Below are 16,410 nucleotides of genomic sequence, written 5' to 3'. Positions count from 1 at the left end.
AACGTGAGTTCTGGATAAGGAATGATAGGTCTAATCAAGCTGTAAAGAAGGTTTTTTGGGTTGATGGCAGTAAGCAATCAGCCCACACAGCAAGTTCACACAAAAGTTTGTGGGACTGCGATGTCGGGAATGTTCAATCTGTGAGATGTTCTTCAGTTGGTCAATAACTGTCTCAATCAAAGCCCGCTTACGAGCAAAAAGTTTATTTTGATAAACCATCAAATGATGCTTCATATTTCGACGAGGTTTAGCCATTAGGGTCACCTCATGTTCCTCTTGAAGATGCTGGGCTAAAGATTGTGAGACATAGCCTTTATCGGCAAAGACTTTACCCCATAAGTCTTGCCATAACTCCACTATAGGTTGGCGGTCATCGGTATTTCCGGGCGTCACTTGGACGTTGAGTAATTCTCCTCGCTCATTGATGACCAGGTGTAGTTTGAAGCCGAAGAACCATCCCACCGAAGTCTTGCCCCTTGCCGCGCAACCTTCAAAAACACGGTGTTGAGAGATACGGCGATTATGGCAAACCTTGATGCTGGTGGCATCAATGAAGCTAATACCAGTGTATTGTCCGAAGCATCGTCGCAGATATGTACAGAGAGGAATCAAGCTCGAAAGTATCCATGTCACAAAGCGTTGATAGCTCACAGCTAGAGGAAACTCTTGTTGCCAATCGCATTTCACCTTGATGAGATAGAAATGCTTGAAATTTCGATAGTGAGATTGATGGAAAGCAATGAGAATAGTCATCACCTCACTCAGACTGAGGCTTCTCTGACGGCGACGGTATTTTTTGCCAGAGCTGAGTAACGCTTGATGCCATAAGGGTTCAAAGACTTGGCAGAAATCATCAACATGGCAAAACAGAGCCTCTAGACTGGACATGGGAGAAAGCCGTGGATTCGTTACAACTTCCACGATATGGGCTTTCTCCTTTTCTTTCCTTATCCAGAACTCACGTTAAAAGACGTTGAAAAATGGGATTTAACTAATGTCGATTTACTAGTGCTCAGTGCCTGTCAAACCGCATTGGGAGATGAGTTAGGTGATGGCAAAGAGATTCTAGGATTAGGGTTCCAAATGCAGCGAGCGGGCGCAAAATCAGCGATCGCCTCTCTGTGGTCAGTGGATGATGGTGGGACACAGGTACTGATGAATAATTTCTATGCAGTGCTGGCAAATGAACCCAAAATCACTAAGGCAGAAGCCCTACGAAAAGCACAGGTAGCTCTCGTGCAAAATGCTGATCCGATTACGGGTGCAACAGTAGAAAACTCCCTCGGCAAAAATTTGAGCTATCCCTATTACTGGTCGCCGTTTATTCTCATTGGCAATGGACTGTAGGTAATGAGTTATTGCCAATGTTCTAATTCTTCGACCCAATTTTGTAAGACCTTGAGGATTTGGAGACGACGTTTCTCAAAGTTGGCTGCAACGCTAATAAGGAAAATTCCTGCGACGAGGCCAACCACCCATTTTGCAAAAGAGTAGCTATCAATAAGGATTACGAGTTGATAAATGCCAGTCACAATCAGGGTGATAGTGCCGTTATAGAGGAAAGCGCGCACTTGGGTGCCAATGCCGAGAAAGACAAAGGCCAAGCTGATAATGGCTGGGGTAATGCCGAATTCTTGGTAATAAATGAGGGCGATGACGCAGATTAAAGCACTGCCACACATCCTGAGGAGATGTCGGGTGGATCGTTTTTTTCGATCTTGGAAATCAGGATCTATTTGGGCAATGAGCAAAATACTTAAACCAATTTGAAGGGCGTAGCTGAGAGGTTGTAAGAGATCGAAGGCAAAGAGAATTTTGCCGATTAGCCAATTGCCAAAAATTAAACTCAAGTAGCCCCAACGCACATTTTTCTGGATTTGGGCGATGCGGAGATAAACCAAAGTAATACTACCCAAACTGAGATAGGACACGTCTGACGAAGCCGTCATTACGAGACAAAGCGCGGGCATCGCAATACCGACTCGATGCCAAGGAGCTTGTTGCCATCCCATATTTTTCCAGGGCAATTGAAAAATCATTAAGGCCAACAGCGAAACTAACAACACCCGAAATGGATCGACAGTCTCTAATTGTGTCCACATCCAACGGGCTTGGATGCTGGTGGTGATCAGCTCAATGGCACCGACATAAATCCACCATTCTGCCCATTTGCTCTCTTCGGCATCGGGATTTTGGGAAGTGTTCGCTTGGATGATGGCGTAGAGTGCTAGGCCAATATTCGTGGCGATCGCCAAGATCCGAAATGTTGGTGGTGTCGGCAGAATATAGGGCAGGGTAAAGAGTTTAAATGCAGCAGCGATCGCCCAGTGGAGATGGGCAATGATGAGAAATTCCTTGAGGGGAATAGAGGCTAAAACAGTTCGCTCACCACGATTGGCGATCGCATGGGTGACCCGATAGATGAGCGCCAATAGAATACCGACCAAGGCCAAGACGGTTAAACCATCGCCGATATTGTCGCCGGGAGATTGGCGCATCTGATAAATGACCGTTTCATAAATGCCCCAGGTAATGCAACCAAAGCCCAGAAAGCGCAAAGGCCGAATGTGATAAGTCTGTGCGGCGATCGCCAAAAATAAGAGGCCAGCCACAGCGGTTATTAATCCAGTAATGCTATTGAACGCTTCCATGCGCCAGCCCAAACCCATTAGGGTAAAAAGCAGCGGATAAGCTTGCCAAACTGCAAGTTTTTTTGAACGTAAAATTCGTTGTTGTAAGAGCCAAAAGAGAGCTGCGAAGATGAGATTTCCAGCGGCGATCGCCAGACGGACATCCCCTTGCAGTAAAACGCCTTCTGTTAACCCAGTTTCTATCGCAATCCCAGCCATCACAAAGGCTTCATTTTTCGGATTTTGCCAATAGCGCAACAGCAGCACAATCAGCAGTAACCCACTCCCCAAAAAGATTTCTGGGTGAACATCCGCAGGAAGCCAATACTGTTCCCACTGTGCAAGACTATTTTCGACAAAAAGGAGGCTGGCTAAACCCGCAAAAACGAAACCCCATTGATGACAAACTTTGGTATAAAGTCTGCCCAGATAGCGACGGTGGCGTTGTAAGAGCGTTGTGAATCCCCAGAAAATACCGCTACTGATTACACAGAACAACGGCCATTGAGGTTCTCTGAGATCTCCCAAAATAAAGCTCCACGCCAACGCTGTTCCAAATAGCAAATGGAGATGAGCCCACAGTTTGAGCGGCATTAAACGGACATTGATAAGCATCAAGCCTAGGGCGATCGCCAAACCCAGACGCAGAAAATAAGCGACATTCCCTTCGTAACTTCCCAGCCCCAGCATGAAGCCACTTTCATTGACGATTGTGCTAAAGCCACCAAAGGTCAACAACATTAAAGTGCCATGACTGAGGGTCACAGCTTGTCGCCGCAATTGTCCTTTCTTGTTGAGGGCGATCGCCGTTAAAAAACAAGGCACAATGGCCCAACCTAATCGATAAAGAGGTTCATTGCCGAGCGGCGCAAGGGCTAGCAAAATCCAGCTCCCTAATGCCAGGCCAATACCGAATTGCCAACTGCTCCATTGCCATTTTTTCTGGCTGGGCGCTTTTAGTGGCAGTAAATAAAATGTCCATTCCGTGATGACTAAGAACAAACAAAAATAGCCCCATACCAAAAAGCTCGTTTGAGGAAATATTCGTTCAAAAATTCCGGCGATCGCCAGCAGTCCCATACCGTGGCTGAGATAAAGATATTTTTGTCGGAGATAGGGGCGACTGTATTGGGCAAAATAAAACCAAACCCCTGCGGAAATCGAGAAATTTAGGGCGCGCCATGTGGGATTCGGAAGGCTCAAAACAGCCAAAATTGCCCCTAAACCTAACAGCAAATATTCTGATGTCCGCGCTAATCGTTTTTTGTCTGTTCGATAAAACCAAATTGCGGCTACTGCCCAGATGAGGAGGTAGGGCAAGAGCGTGACGCTATAGACAGAATAGGGAAAATCTTGGGCTTGGGAAAATTCCACTGCCGCTGTTGTGACGGATGACCGAAAGCTTGTGGGGATCACATCACGGCATAAAATTCCCCCTTGTAAACCCACGACAAACAGAGCAATTAAATCTTCAACACGCCAATCCCGCCGGAGTTTTTGGATCAACCAGACAACGGCTAAAGCTGATACTCCTAAAACTTGCCAAGGATAACTGCCCACCGTTGCCAGCCAACCCAAAACCAGTAACAGTGCACCGCCAGTTTCCCAGGGATGGGCGATCGCCTCGGCTGTTGTTTGAGTGTCAGAACGCTCGATTTTATTGGCTTCTAGCTCCGTGAGGAGCCACCCCAACATTCCCACGCCTAGACCCAGCTCTCCGATTGGAATAGAGACAATGGCGATCGCCCGAAAGAGCAATAATCCCAACCCAAATAGCAAAAATTCTAAGCCAATATTTTCTGGGATTTTCTGGGGATGCGAGCGTTTGGCGAAGAGCGGAATCCCCCACAAAATAACGATGATGACGCTGATGCCCAGATAAACGCCAACGATGGGATTCAAAAATGTTTCCCAACCCCACTGGAATAAACCCAGCGCAAAGAAGCCCGTAAATATTGGTTTTGACCAATTGTTCTTTTTCGCGAAAGTGCCAATGCTCAAGAACAAGCCGAAAATTGCGGCGATCGCCACCACACTCTGCCACGGCGATCGCCATACCCCAAACTGATCGACAGCCCAGAAATTTAGGGGAACCAGTAAAATTGCGACGGTCTGTAATGTCTGCGAAGTAAGCGTTAACTCTTTTTGTTTGCTCGCCCAGAACCCCACCCAGCCAAAGGCTGCGGTATAGCTCCACAGCACGAGATACTGTCCCACTGCTGGGAAGTTTGCCCATTGACTGGCCACTAAAACGCCAGAGGAAAGCACCACCAAAAATACACCGAGGAAAAGCAGCCAGCGTACCGACAATTCCTCAAAGAATCTCGACAGCACAGGGGGCATTGTCGGAATTTTCGGGGTGAGAACAGACGGAATCGGAACCGTGATTTCTTCCCAATCCTGTGGGATGTCAGATTCAGAAATAATCTGTGGATCGGGCAGCGAACAAGAGAGATGCGATCGCCCGATATTTCGAACGACTTTATCGCTGATTAGGCCGAGTTTGCGTAGAGATTCCAGACCCTGCAATAATTCCGGATGCTCCGTAGAGAGAGCTAACCTAATCCACTTATTTTCTGGCATTGAGACATCCCCATCAGGGCTATACCTTCATGGTAAACATGGGCTTTGCTGCCGAGAAAAAGATGTAGCGTAAAGTTAGAAATCTAATGAGGGAGCTAATAACAGGCGATCGCCCTATAGCAGAATTCCCTAAATTTTTGATTAGGTTTTAGGACAGCAGTGAAAGCAATTCAATGTGTTGCTGTACATCTTGTTTAATGGCGTTAATGTCGGACGAATTTTGATGTTGACTCGCTTCGTAATGTTGTAGCCATGTCTGGGCGATCGCCGCCGAATCTCGCGGTAGTGTGTCTAATTCAAAACCGGGTATCGAACATTGGTTTTGGAGTTGGGTCACTTTTGGGTCATAGCTAAGGGCAGAGCAAGCACATCCCGCCGAACTCGCAATAATGAGACTGTGCAACCGCATCCCAATTAAAAAATCTACCTGCTCAAAGAGACTCTTAAATTTTTGTGGCTTATCAATGCGAATAATGGCTCTAGAAGCATCAAGCTCCTGATAGATTTGTTCGGCGATCGCCCCATCCTGACTGTCTTGAAACGGAACAAGGATAATACTTGCACCCAATTTTTTTTGAAAAATTTTTAAAGCTTCGATGATGACATCTAATTTCTCAGGTGTGAGAGTCTGGTGTGAGCGCAGATTTACAGCAATACGCGGATGTGGAAAATCTAGATCTTGATCGAGAGGGATACCTGCCAATGCCCACACTGGATCGGGCGCGAGAAAATGTTGGATGCGCCAAGATCTGAGGAGAGTCGCAGAACCCAAATCGCGCACACTCACCGCTTTACAAGATTTGAGGCACAACCGAGTAATCCACTGGGCGATCGCCGAATTAAGAGGCCCAATCCCCTGTCCCCAAGCAATTGTTTTTTTGCCAAGGAGCTGAGCGAATTTCATCAATGCGCCATAGTAAATCGGGCTGGCCAAGCTACTGACATCCTGCATCAAACTGCCGCCACCCCACACAAAACCATTCGCCGTGGCGATCGCCTTTAGAGCGTCTAGAGATTTATGTTTGACTGCCTGAACCCCATAGGCTGCTGTTGTGGTTTGGGGATTGTGAGATAAAACAATGGGCGTCACATCACTCGGCAACATCTGTAAAAGCGTTACCAACAGAGCCTCATCCCCCGCATTCCCCTGACCGTAATAGCCACACAACACAACCTTTCTCATCGTTTTCCCCACAAACTGACCGTATTATGCCGGATCGCTAGGACGATATTTTTTTTGAACAGTAGTTTGCATCAATTGGATATCACATTTTGCTACTTTATGTGAATAGTGCATTGTTCAAGCTTTCTCTCAGATTTCCAAGTTATACAACAATATTTACTCTTATAAAAAAGTTGATTATTCACTGAATAAAAATTAAATAATCCCGATATGATCAGAACATCTTTTAATTTTGATAAACCGTATCTTCGCGGTGTAATATTTTTATCAGACTGCCGAATAAAGTTTCCCGCATGGGATAAACTTGTCCAACCATATGGGTTTCTGAATTTCTTTTCTGCCATCAGGACATACTCGATAATCTGAGTTTTAAACCATGTTGTTTCCCAAGGATTAACAAAGTCAATAAAAACCGTGTCTCCAGGCAAGTTTTCTTTGAGTATTAAATATGTTGTGTAGATCTTCGAGTCTTTATATTCACACAGGCTATTTACGATAGCACTGATTACAAGCATATAATTAATAAGACTGGTGCTGAAAGTAGATGCTTTGTCATAGTAGTAATCTAACTCTTTTATTTGTATTTGATATTCTTCTTCAGTATTTGGGAGCGAGTCTGAACAATGAATTAGCTGATTGCGGGCTTGAACTAGTTCTCTAAAGTCATCATAAACAGATTTTTCAAGAGATGAAAGAGTATTGATATTATCTTGTTCTTCACATTCTAATAATTCAACCTTTACTTCTATCTTTTCAATGAATTGATTGATTAAATGTCCAAGGGTTGCCAGCTTGAATTTTGATGAATTAAGATTTTCATGATTTGCGAAGATTTCTAAAATAGGAAGTATGATCTTCAGCAGTTTTTCTATACGTTTATATTCCACTACATTGCGACCAACTCTTTTGAAATAATCGTCCTGTAGCTTTTTTGAGGTGACCATAAAGTTTTGCTTGAATTATTTTATTTATCAGTTGTCGGACGATAAATGGCACAAGGGCGGTGTTCTGCATCGATCTCGATTACCAAATCTGTCCAAGCCGAATTTTTTGTTAGGGGAGTGATAAATAGTTCTGGATGGAGCGATCGCCAGAAATAATCGACGAAATCATCAATTTCCGCGTCATCCATGCCTGATTTCCCTTGAGCCATCATGTTATGTTCTGCATCCTTGCGCCATTGTTTGCTCAGCCGATAATCCTCCGGATATAGCACCATCAATCTATCCAGCTTTTCCCATAGAGGTAAATAAGCCTGTAACGCTTCGTTCATCTCCCGCGCGAACTGTTTGTCCTCAGACGTATCAATGGGCGTTGGTGGCTGCTCAAAAACCTGTGGATCGGCTGGCCGACATCCCACAAACCAACCCTCAAATAAAATAATTTCTGCTGGCTCCACATTTTCTGGGTCAACGCGATCGCCCTGCCCTTGATGCAAAGACTTATCGAATCTCGGAATCGCAATTTTATCGTCAATATTTGCCCGCTGAAGCTGCATTAAAACCTCTAAACCCGTATCAATATCGTGGGTTCCAGGAGGGCCCCGCCAAATTAAGCGTGGTTGAGTTTCTAAGAGTTTTTGGCGTTCAGCGTAGGTTTTGTAGAGGTCATCGATGGAAATGGAGATACAAGGATAATTCCAATGATGCAAAATTCCTTGTAGCATCCGACTAATGGTGGTTTTACCTGTGCCCTGCCCACCGAGGATGCCTTGGATAAGCGGTTGATCTTGCTGCTGTCTTGCAGCTCTTAACTGTGCGGCTAACGGTAACCATAGCTCCCAAAGCGTTCTTAAAATGGCTGGCTCGTTAGTATATTGCATCGATTTGCTGAGCTGGATAATTTTGGGGGCGATCGCCACAAACTCCTTTGCCCTCGCTGCAATACCCGCCACACTCAGTTCACAATCCAGACCTGCTGCCTGCTCTGGATGCTGTTGTGCTGCAGCCAAGAGCTTTTCGTAATCAGTCATCTGAGGCGTTTGTCCCGCTAACCATCCCGCCAAAATTTCGGCAATATCCATCCCTGCTGCTCCTCACCCAATTTTTTGTTAATTCTTTCTAAATTAGATCCGTTCTTCGAATTCAGACAACTGGGCGATCGCCATAATAAAAAACAACTCAACTTAAATAAATTGACATTGTGTATTTTGAACACTACAATAGTGGTGTAGATTAAACACGCTAAGCCGAGGTCTTTCGATGTCTACTCCTTTACCCATTCCCAGCTTTTTTAATCCCAAAACCGTTGGCGAAGTCTGGCGCGTCCCTTATCTCGAACGGGCGAAAGATGCAGAAGACTGGATTAAAACCCATCAGATAAAGCCCGCTGCCACAGACAGAAAACGCATTTGTCTGATGGCGATCGATGTCCAAAATACATTCTGTATCCCCGACTTTGAGTTGTTTGTCGGTGGTCAGTCTGGAATGGGTGCGGTGGAAGATAATGACCGTCTTTGCCAATTTATCTATCGCAACCTAAATACCCTGACTGAGATTGCGCCCACGATGGATACTCACACGGCGATGCAAATTTTTCACCCAATTTTTTGGGTCAATGATGCAGGTGAACATCCCCAACCCGCCAGCACAATTAGCCATGACGATGTCCAGCAAGGCGTTTGGAAAGTGAATCCGGCGATCGCCTACAGCATCAGCAAAGGCAATTATGTTGGCCTCCAGCAATTTGCCCTGCACTACACCAAACAACTCAGTGATGACAGTAAATACCCCCTTACTATTTGGCCCTACCACTCCATGGTGGGCGGCATTGGCCATGCTCTTGTCTCTGCCGTGGAAGAAGCAATGTTTTTCCATAATTTGACGCGCCATAGCCAAACCAATTTCGAAATCAAAGGCGGCAATCCCCTGACAGAAAACTATTCTGTGCTTCGTCCAGAAGTGCTCAAAGATGCCAAGGATCGACCCATTGCCCAGAAAAATACCCGTTTTCTCCAGAAATTGCTGAATTTTGATGCGGTAATTATTGCGGGTCAGGCAAAGAGTCACTGCGTTGCTTGGACCATAGATGATTTACTATCCGAAATTTTGACCCAAGATCCCAATCTCGCGAAGAAAGTTTACCTCTTAGAAGATTGCACTTCTCCGGTGGTTATTCCCGGTGTGGTGGACTTTACTCCTCAAGCCGATGAAGCCTTTGAACGCTTTGTCAAAGCTGGGATGCACATTGTTACATCCGATATGGCGATCGCAGACTTCCCCGGGATCGAATTGTAAAGAATCCGTGAGTAAAGCCCCGAAAAACAGGGAAGAGCTAGCGAAAAAAAAATCCTTCCGTACAATAGGGATAAGTAAATGTACACAGGCGAGATAAAGGGCTATGGCAATGGAGAAAACGGCGACTCAAGCAGCTTTATCAGAAAGAGAAATTCAGATCGTTGATCTTGTAGCAGTCGGTTTAACCAACCATGAGATCGCCAAGCAATTGGAGATCAGTAAACGCACTGTTGACAATCACATCAGTAATATTTTGACTAAAACAGCGACAGAAAATCGTGTATCCCTTGTGCGTTGGGCATTGCAGTGGGGTAAGGTTTGTCTCGATAAGGTCAACTGCTGTACTCTGCCAAATGGTTCGGCGATCGCTGAGTAACGTCTTAGTTTTTGTGATTAGAAGGTTCAGTTGGATTGGTGTTGTTGTGTTGCTGGCTAGCTGCCAAAACCAAAATTATGTGACCCCAGCAGCTGATCCTCTTGGTAACAATCTCAACAGCATTCACAGCGAAAAAAATCCCCGTTTGTCTGATGATGGTCGATTTCTCGTTTTTGCGAGCGATCGCCGTCAGCAGCGGCGGATTTTTTTATATGATTTATCCCAGCGGAAATTATTGCCTTTACCGGGTTTACACCAACCGAACGTGTTTTATGATCAGCCGGATATTAGCCGTAATGGTCGCTATCTCGTGTATACCTCAGAACAAGAAGGCAAGACGAATGTTTATCTATATGACCGCACTTCTTTCCAGAGCCAAAATTTAACGCGTACCTATGTTGGACAAGTGAGAAATCCAACGGTTAGTGGTGATGGTCGTTGGATCGCGTTTGAGGGCGATCGCACTGGACAGTGGGACATTGAAGTAATTGATCGTGGTGTACAAGCCGATATTCTCGAAGGGGAATAAGAAGTCGAGATTGCTATTAGAGAATACATTCTGTTGAGACAACTGCATCATTGTTGTCTGAGTATATGCTTTAGGCTGCTGCTGAATCTTCTGAGGGAATTGTTTGTGCTAAGGTGCAGTCTCGTAATTGCATGGGATCGAACTGGGCATTGCTTAAATTCGCATCAGTGAAATTTGCGCCTCGCAGATCTGCATTACGGAAATTGGCATCGCGGAGATTGGCGCCAGAGAAATTTGCGTTTTGTAGATTTGCTCCCTCAAAATTGGCTTCGATAAGGATGCTTTTCGTAAAGTTTGTGGCGATCGCCTCTACCCGTTTCAAACTGGCACGTTGAAGATTTCCTTCCCTGAAATCTGCCTGACAGAGAGTCGCTTGGTCAAACACTGTCTCGATAAATTGCGTGAGCCGGAGTTGAGCATTCGTTAGATTCGCTCCGGCTAAATAAGTGTGATGACATTGACCACCATTAAAGATAATGTTCTGTAAATCGAGGCCATCAAGGTTGCGATGACTGAGATCCAGCGCATTGAGATAAGCCCCTCGTAACCGAACACCATCTAAATTTGTATCATCTAAAATTGCGCCGCTTAGTTTTGCTTGACTGAGATTTGCCCAACTGAGATTGGCGCCAGTGAGATCCGCGCCACGGAAATTAATGCCACGGAGATTGGCACCACAAAGATTAACTTTTTGTAATTGTGCTCGGTAGAATGATGCCCAATACAAAATAGCACCGCTGAGTTGAGCATAATTGAGATTGCTGTGATTAATGCGCGCGCCTTGTAAATTGGCTTTGGTTAGGTTGGTATGACTGAGATTGCACCGATCTAGCTTGGCATAACTGAGATTGCTGCCAAATAACGAGGCTCGCTCGAAAGTGCTGTCGTGGAACTGGCAATAGGAAAAATCGGCGCGATCGAAAACGCCTGTGGAAAAGTTACTTTGACTGAAATTTACTTCTTTGAGGAGTTCACCACTTAAATTAAGACCTGACAAATTGCTTTCATTCATCAGGCGATCGCCCTGTTTATAAGCGATTAAAAGATCTTGTTTATCCATTCCGTCTCTAGCCTAGATCCTTTCTTTGTAGGTGTGAGGCCATCCTTAGCTGTTACCTGTTCTCATCCTCAGATATCAATCTTTCTATCAGATGGTTGCTTAATGTCGTTTCAATGATATTTGGGGTGATTCTTGCTTTCAGTGATTTCACCCCAATACTTCAAATCAGTGAGTGAGATCGAGACAGTTGTTCAATAAATCTTCGATATCTTTGACGGGATAGATAACGCTCTCTAGGGCGATCGCCACTTCTGTAACCATCATGTCATCGAGGAATTTTGCCTCATCATGTTTGAGCATCACTGTCGGTAGCAAAATGCCATCTGCAAATGTTTGACCCTGTAGCTTTTTTACTAAATCTTGGCCTGTGAGCAAGCCTGTCACAGTGATCGCTTGTCCCCAATAATCACTATTCAAAGCAGCTAAATTAACAGTGAGATTTTTGACTTGATTGAGTCGTTCCACCAGAGGCTTAAACGCTTTTTCGACAGCATTTCCCACCACCCAAGTGTAGGTTTTGGGTTCTGCGAGAGTCTCTGGTAATTTCTGATCGGCGATCGCCAAAAAATCTCGAATAAATTGTCGAATCGAACCCACACCATTACCAATTTGTGGATAGTCTTCATAATGAGATTCCGGTGGTAAATCTTCCCGCCCAATCAGGAACCATTCATCCGCTAACCATGCAAAATTGGTGCCAAACTTCTCCCGAAATTCTGTCTGTAATGCCGTCACCTGAACAATCACTTCCCGCGCTTTATCTTGGCTGACTGGGTCGAGTTCATCTTCTTGGGGGCGAAAACGCGTTAATCCCACTGGTACTACTGCTGCGGAAGCCACAGCCGGAAGCTCCCCTTGATGAAATTTCGCGAGGTCACGCAATGTTTGTTCTAGGTGCTTGCCATCATTAATACCCGGACAAACGACCACTTGCGCGTGAATTTGGAGGCGATTATCCGCAAACCATTGCAGTTGATTGAGGATTTCGCCTGCCCGCTCATTTTTGAGGAGGCGACGGCGGATGGGCGCTTCGGTGGCATGGACAGAAACATAGAGAGGAGATAAACGCATTTGACTAATGCGTTGCCATTCTCGTTCTGGCAAATTGGTGAGGGTGAGATAGCTGCCGTATAGAAAGCTTAGGCGGTAATCATCATCTTTGAGATAAAGGGTTTTGCGCTTACCCGGCGGCTGTTGATCGATAAAGCAAAAGGGGCAGGCATTATTGCACTGAATTAAGCCGTCAAAGAGAGCATTTTCAAATTCTAGGCCAAGGTCGTCGTCGTAATCTTTTTCGATTTCGACGTGGTGTTGCTTGCCACGCTTATCCAGCACTTCTAATTCTAAATATTCGTCAGCACAGAGAAACTGATAGTCAATCAGATCTCGGGGTTGCATGCCATTAATGGAGACAATTGAGTCGCCTTTCTCAAATCCAATCTCTTCGGCAATGGACTCTGAAACGACACTCAAAATTTTTGCAGGCTTAGCTGTGGAGGCACTCATAGGGTCTTAGCGCAGCAGGGTAAATGCCAAAATGATCATACCAAATGCCAATCTATACCAGACGAAAACCCATGTTTTATGGTTCTGCAAAAATTTGATCAGCCAGGCGATCGCCAAATAAGAAAAAACGACAGATGAGGCTAAACTTGCGGCGAGGGTAACAAGGGAAATTGAGCCTAGATCGTTAGTCAAAATATCTTTTAGCTCAACGAGTCCAGCAATGGTGATTGCGGGGATTCCGAGAAGAAACGAAAATCGCGCTGCTGTAGCTCGGTCAAGGTTCATAAATAAACCTGTTGTCATTGTTGAGCCAGAACGGGAAACCCCCGGAATGATTGCTAGGGCTTGGGCTGCTCCCATTAATAACCCATCCTTGAGCGTTAACTGGTCAAATTGACGATCATGGTTTTGAGACTTTTCGGCGATCGCCAGCAAAATCGACATGACAATAGAGGCAATGGCGATCGCTGTCAGACTCCGTAACGGCGACTCATCATAATTGGGTACCAAAGTTTTAATGGCGATCCCTGCGATCAAAATTGGCACAGTTCCCCAGCAAATACCCCAAAACAGCCGCCATTCTTGTTTTTCATAGTCTTTGGTTTGCCATGCTTGCCATGCGCCACCAAACACCTGCTGTAAATCTTTCCAGAAATAACCCAGCACTGCCACAATGCTTCCAAGCTGAATCGTCGCAGCGATCGCTACACCTGGATCACCCCAGCCCAGCATCACTGGAACCACTTTCATATGTGCGGTACTACTGATCGGAATAAATTCTGTCAAGCCTTGGACGAATCCTAAAACAACCCCTTGAAACCAAGTGAGCTGAACACCTTTGATGGGGATGATCGCCGGAGCTGCATTGAGATGATGTTGCCAACAGCTCAGGATGATAAAGGTGACAAAGCCCAGTAACGCTGCACTACTGAAGTCAAACCATCGACGAGATTGTTGTTTTCTGAGCATAAAAAAAGGATTGTGTGTTCTCAAAGTGGCGATCGCCCAATTACGAAATTTGCTTGACCTATTTGGTATACAGGCAGAGTCTTAACGCAATATTAAAAGCCGTTTTAGTCCGATTTAAGTCATCGTGCTACAGCGGCCTAATTTTAAGCGACTGTGGCAGTGTTTACATTAAAGACTTCGCTGTGAAGTGCTCACTTCTGGGAAATTGTCCAATATTTCAGATGCTTTGAGCTTGCCTAATCCGACAGGCGATCACCAAATTTCGCCATAATAATTTGATCCCGTGACTACTTCACTTGCGCCATTTGGAGATGGATTTGACAGATTTCAGGTTAACTTTATGAGAAAAACTCGAATCATAAGTTAAAATCCATTCATAAATATTTACAACTAATATTTGCGGTTCCCGTCCCGCCGTCAAACCTATAGCTGTGCCATTTTGCTAAACCATCCCCTATTTTCTATTGGAGCGATCTATGTCCTGAAGCGACAACAGGATCTCCTCCGCAATACCCCACTTCTGGTTTGTCTTGCGGCTGGATTTTTGGTTTCTGTGCCTGTCTTCTTTCAGGCACCATTGGTTCGCTCCTTGCCTTGGTTGAGCTTGGCATTAACTGGCGTTTGGGTGGCGATCGCCCATTACCTTAAGCAGCGACCAAATACCGAAATTTGGGGTGACCTCCTCTGGGGATTTGCTTGGACATGGCTTGCTGGATCCGTTTATTGGGGTTGGCTGCGTTATGAACCCTATCTCCACTTACCGATCGAATCCATCGGATTACCCTTTGCCGTCTGGGGACTCTGGAAAGGCCGTGGCTTAGTTGGACATTTGTTTTATCTTGGCTCTTTACTTGGTACAGCCATCACAGATATTTATTTCTACGTTGCTGATCTCATTCCGTACTGGCGTAGTTTGATGTACGCAGAGCCGGATTTCGTGATGCCAATCTTTCAGGATGCCTTAGCCCAAATGCAAACCCCTTGGGGTGTGAGCTGGGCTGTAGTACTTGTTAATTTATTGATTGGGATTAGCTGGTGGGCCTTTAAACAGCCGCAAATTCCTTACTGGGGTTTTGCTGGAGCTGTGGTCAGTACCCTATTAGTTGATGGCTTATTCTGGGTTGCTGCTTGCTTTGCCTAGGGCAAACTCATACATATTCTCAATGTGTTGAGTTTAGTAAATGCCTTATCTGTAATCTGGCAGAAACTGTACATTAAATTCAAGTAACATAGACATCAGCTAAATTTTGTCTGGCGTTCAAACTGTCATCGCCCATTCAAAAGTGATGACCTCACTACTTTCCCCTCACCTAATCATTAAATCTGCCAATGGTTCTCGTAACTATCCATTGGTAGGTGATGTGTATTGGACGGTCGGTCGCAGTAAAGGCAATAGCATCATCATCACTGATCCATGGATGTCCCGGAACCATGCGATTATCCAGCGTCTCGATAACGGCGAATTTTATTTGATTGACCTCGGCAGCCGTAATGGCAGCTTTGTGAATGGCCGTCGCGTTAATATCCCTACGACATTGAAACATCGTGATCGAGTAATGTTTGGGCAGTCGGAGATGATTTTCAAAAATCCGTCTGACGAAAAGAAAACATTGCCACAACACAGTACGGAGGAAAAGCTTTCTCGTTTTGAAAGTGACCCCATTACAGATACGCTCCACGAACGACGCTTAATTTCAGTCATGGTCGTTGATATTCGCAACTTTACGATCTTTAGTCGCCAAGTTGATAATCATACGCTTTCGTTGACTGTAGGTACTTGGTTCCGTCAAGCTGGCGAAATTATTAGAAATTCTGGGAGCTGGGTTGATAAATACATCGGAGATGCGGTGATGTCGATCTGGTTCCACGGTGAGGAAACAGTCGATCCTGAACAACTGATAAATGTTTTTCAGGCTGTGAGCGATCTGAACCAAATGACAACTGATTTGCAGCGCCAGCTTTCGTTGCCGTTTGATTTGCGGATCGGCGCAGGCATTAATACTGGCTATGCGATGGTTGGGAATACTGGGACAGGCGATCGCCCGGATTATACAGCGATTGGCGATACGGTAAATGCGGCATTCCGGTTAGAATCGGCTACCAAACAGCTTACTGAAGATCTGGCAGTGGGCCGAGAAACCTTTCAGCAGCTGAGTAAAGGCATCAACATGAAGGGTCACTTTGTTGAGCACCAGCTTTCTCTGAAAGGATATGACCAACTGTTTACTGCATTTTGTGCGAGTTACGAAAACTTAGATTATTTGCTTCTCGATCACCTTGTGCAAGCGTCACAGCGTAATTTTCCGAATTTGCACTAATAACTGAAATCCTGGCTCCA

General features: G+C 45.3%; 14 protein-coding genes. 6 read left to right on the top strand and 8 right to left on the bottom strand.

Annotated features, from left to right (window positions below):
• Positions 1–30: 30 nt before the first annotated feature.
• On the bottom strand, positions 31–888 hold the full coding sequence (locus tag LEPTO7376_RS24415) for an IS982 family transposase (RefSeq protein WP_015132805.1): 858 nt from the start codon (positions 886–888) through the stop codon (positions 31–33).
• Positions 889–924: 36 nt separating this feature from the next.
• Here LEPTO7376_RS24415 and LEPTO7376_RS04820 point away from each other — a divergent pair, with 36 nt between their 5' ends.
• Entirely contained in the window at positions 925–1,347 is a 423-nt protein-coding gene (locus LEPTO7376_RS04820) for a CHAT domain-containing protein (protein ID WP_041763159.1), read from the top strand.
• Positions 1,348–1,355: 8 nt separating this feature from the next.
• Here LEPTO7376_RS04820 and LEPTO7376_RS04815 read toward each other — a convergent pair whose 3' ends face one another.
• From LEPTO7376_RS04815 to LEPTO7376_RS04800, 4 genes are all read right to left on the bottom strand, one after another.
• Positions 1,356–5,213 (bottom strand): hypothetical protein, encoded by a 3,858-nt coding sequence (locus LEPTO7376_RS04815; RefSeq protein ID WP_015133108.1) that lies wholly within the window; start codon positions 5,211–5,213, stop codon positions 1,356–1,358.
• A gap of 148 nt (positions 5,214–5,361) precedes the next feature.
• On the bottom strand, positions 5,362–6,396 hold the full coding sequence (gene csaB / locus LEPTO7376_RS04810) for a polysaccharide pyruvyl transferase CsaB (RefSeq protein ID WP_015133107.1): 1,035 nt from the start codon (positions 6,394–6,396) through the stop codon (positions 5,362–5,364).
• A 92-nt stretch (positions 6,397–6,488) separates the two neighbouring features.
• The gene (locus LEPTO7376_RS04805) at positions 6,489–7,340 is read right to left on the bottom strand and encodes an OST-HTH/LOTUS domain-containing protein (RefSeq protein ID WP_015133106.1); all 852 of its coding nucleotides are present in this window, start codon (positions 7,338–7,340) and stop codon (positions 6,489–6,491) included.
• A 20-nt stretch (positions 7,341–7,360) separates the two neighbouring features.
• Positions 7,361–8,419: a glycerate kinase gene (locus LEPTO7376_RS04800; RefSeq protein ID WP_015133105.1), complete on the bottom strand. Its 1,059-nt coding sequence runs from the start codon at positions 8,417–8,419 to the stop codon at positions 7,361–7,363.
• 178 nt (positions 8,420–8,597) lie between these two features.
• On the opposite strand from LEPTO7376_RS04800, the gene LEPTO7376_RS04795 reads away from it, so the two are divergent.
• From LEPTO7376_RS04795 to LEPTO7376_RS04785, 3 genes are all read left to right on the top strand, one after another.
• A complete protein-coding gene (locus LEPTO7376_RS04795) occupies positions 8,598–9,632 on the top strand; it encodes a hypothetical protein (protein ID WP_015133104.1) in 1,035 nt (344 codons plus the stop codon).
• Positions 9,633–9,735: 103 nt separating this feature from the next.
• Positions 9,736–10,008, top strand: a complete 273-nt coding sequence (locus tag LEPTO7376_RS04790) for a helix-turn-helix transcriptional regulator (protein WP_015133103.1) — start codon at positions 9,736–9,738, stop codon at positions 10,006–10,008.
• Entirely contained in the window at positions 9,986–10,537 is a 552-nt protein-coding gene (locus LEPTO7376_RS04785) for a PD40 domain-containing protein (protein WP_015133102.1), read from the top strand. The genes LEPTO7376_RS04790 and LEPTO7376_RS04785 overlap by 23 nt, the downstream gene beginning before the upstream one ends.
• Positions 10,538–10,607: 70 nt before the next feature.
• Here the strand turns inward: LEPTO7376_RS04785 and LEPTO7376_RS04780 are convergent, their stop codons facing one another.
• The 3 genes from LEPTO7376_RS04780 to LEPTO7376_RS04770 form a co-directional block, all read right to left on the bottom strand.
• Positions 10,608–11,597, bottom strand: a complete 990-nt coding sequence (locus tag LEPTO7376_RS04780; RefSeq protein WP_015133101.1) for a pentapeptide repeat-containing protein — start codon at positions 11,595–11,597, stop codon at positions 10,608–10,610.
• A gap of 165 nt (positions 11,598–11,762) precedes the next feature.
• Positions 11,763–13,103: a TIGR03279 family radical SAM protein gene (locus LEPTO7376_RS04775; RefSeq protein WP_015133100.1), complete on the bottom strand. Its 1,341-nt coding sequence runs from the start codon at positions 13,101–13,103 to the stop codon at positions 11,763–11,765.
• A 6-nt stretch (positions 13,104–13,109) separates the two neighbouring features.
• Complete coding sequence (locus LEPTO7376_RS04770) at positions 13,110–14,072, bottom strand: undecaprenyl-diphosphate phosphatase (protein WP_015133099.1); 963 nt, start codon at positions 14,070–14,072, stop codon at positions 13,110–13,112.
• A gap of 397 nt (positions 14,073–14,469) precedes the next feature.
• Between LEPTO7376_RS04770 and LEPTO7376_RS04765 the strand changes: the two genes are divergently transcribed.
• Together LEPTO7376_RS04765 and LEPTO7376_RS04760 are read left to right on the top strand one after the other, a co-directional pair.
• On the top strand, positions 14,470–15,213 hold the full coding sequence (locus tag LEPTO7376_RS04765) for a DUF3120 domain-containing protein (RefSeq protein ID WP_015133098.1): 744 nt from the start codon (positions 14,470–14,472) through the stop codon (positions 15,211–15,213).
• A 145-nt stretch (positions 15,214–15,358) separates the two neighbouring features.
• Positions 15,359–16,390: an adenylate/guanylate cyclase domain-containing protein gene (locus LEPTO7376_RS04760; protein WP_015133097.1), complete on the top strand. Its 1,032-nt coding sequence runs from the start codon at positions 15,359–15,361 to the stop codon at positions 16,388–16,390.
• The last annotated feature ends 20 nt before the right edge of the window (positions 16,391–16,410 follow it).

The organism is [Leptolyngbya] sp. PCC 7376, from assembly GCF_000316605.1.
Classification (GTDB): Bacteria; Cyanobacteriota; Cyanobacteriia; order Cyanobacteriales; family MRBY01; genus MRBY01.
This window is presented reverse-complemented; position numbering and strand designations above follow the sequence as displayed.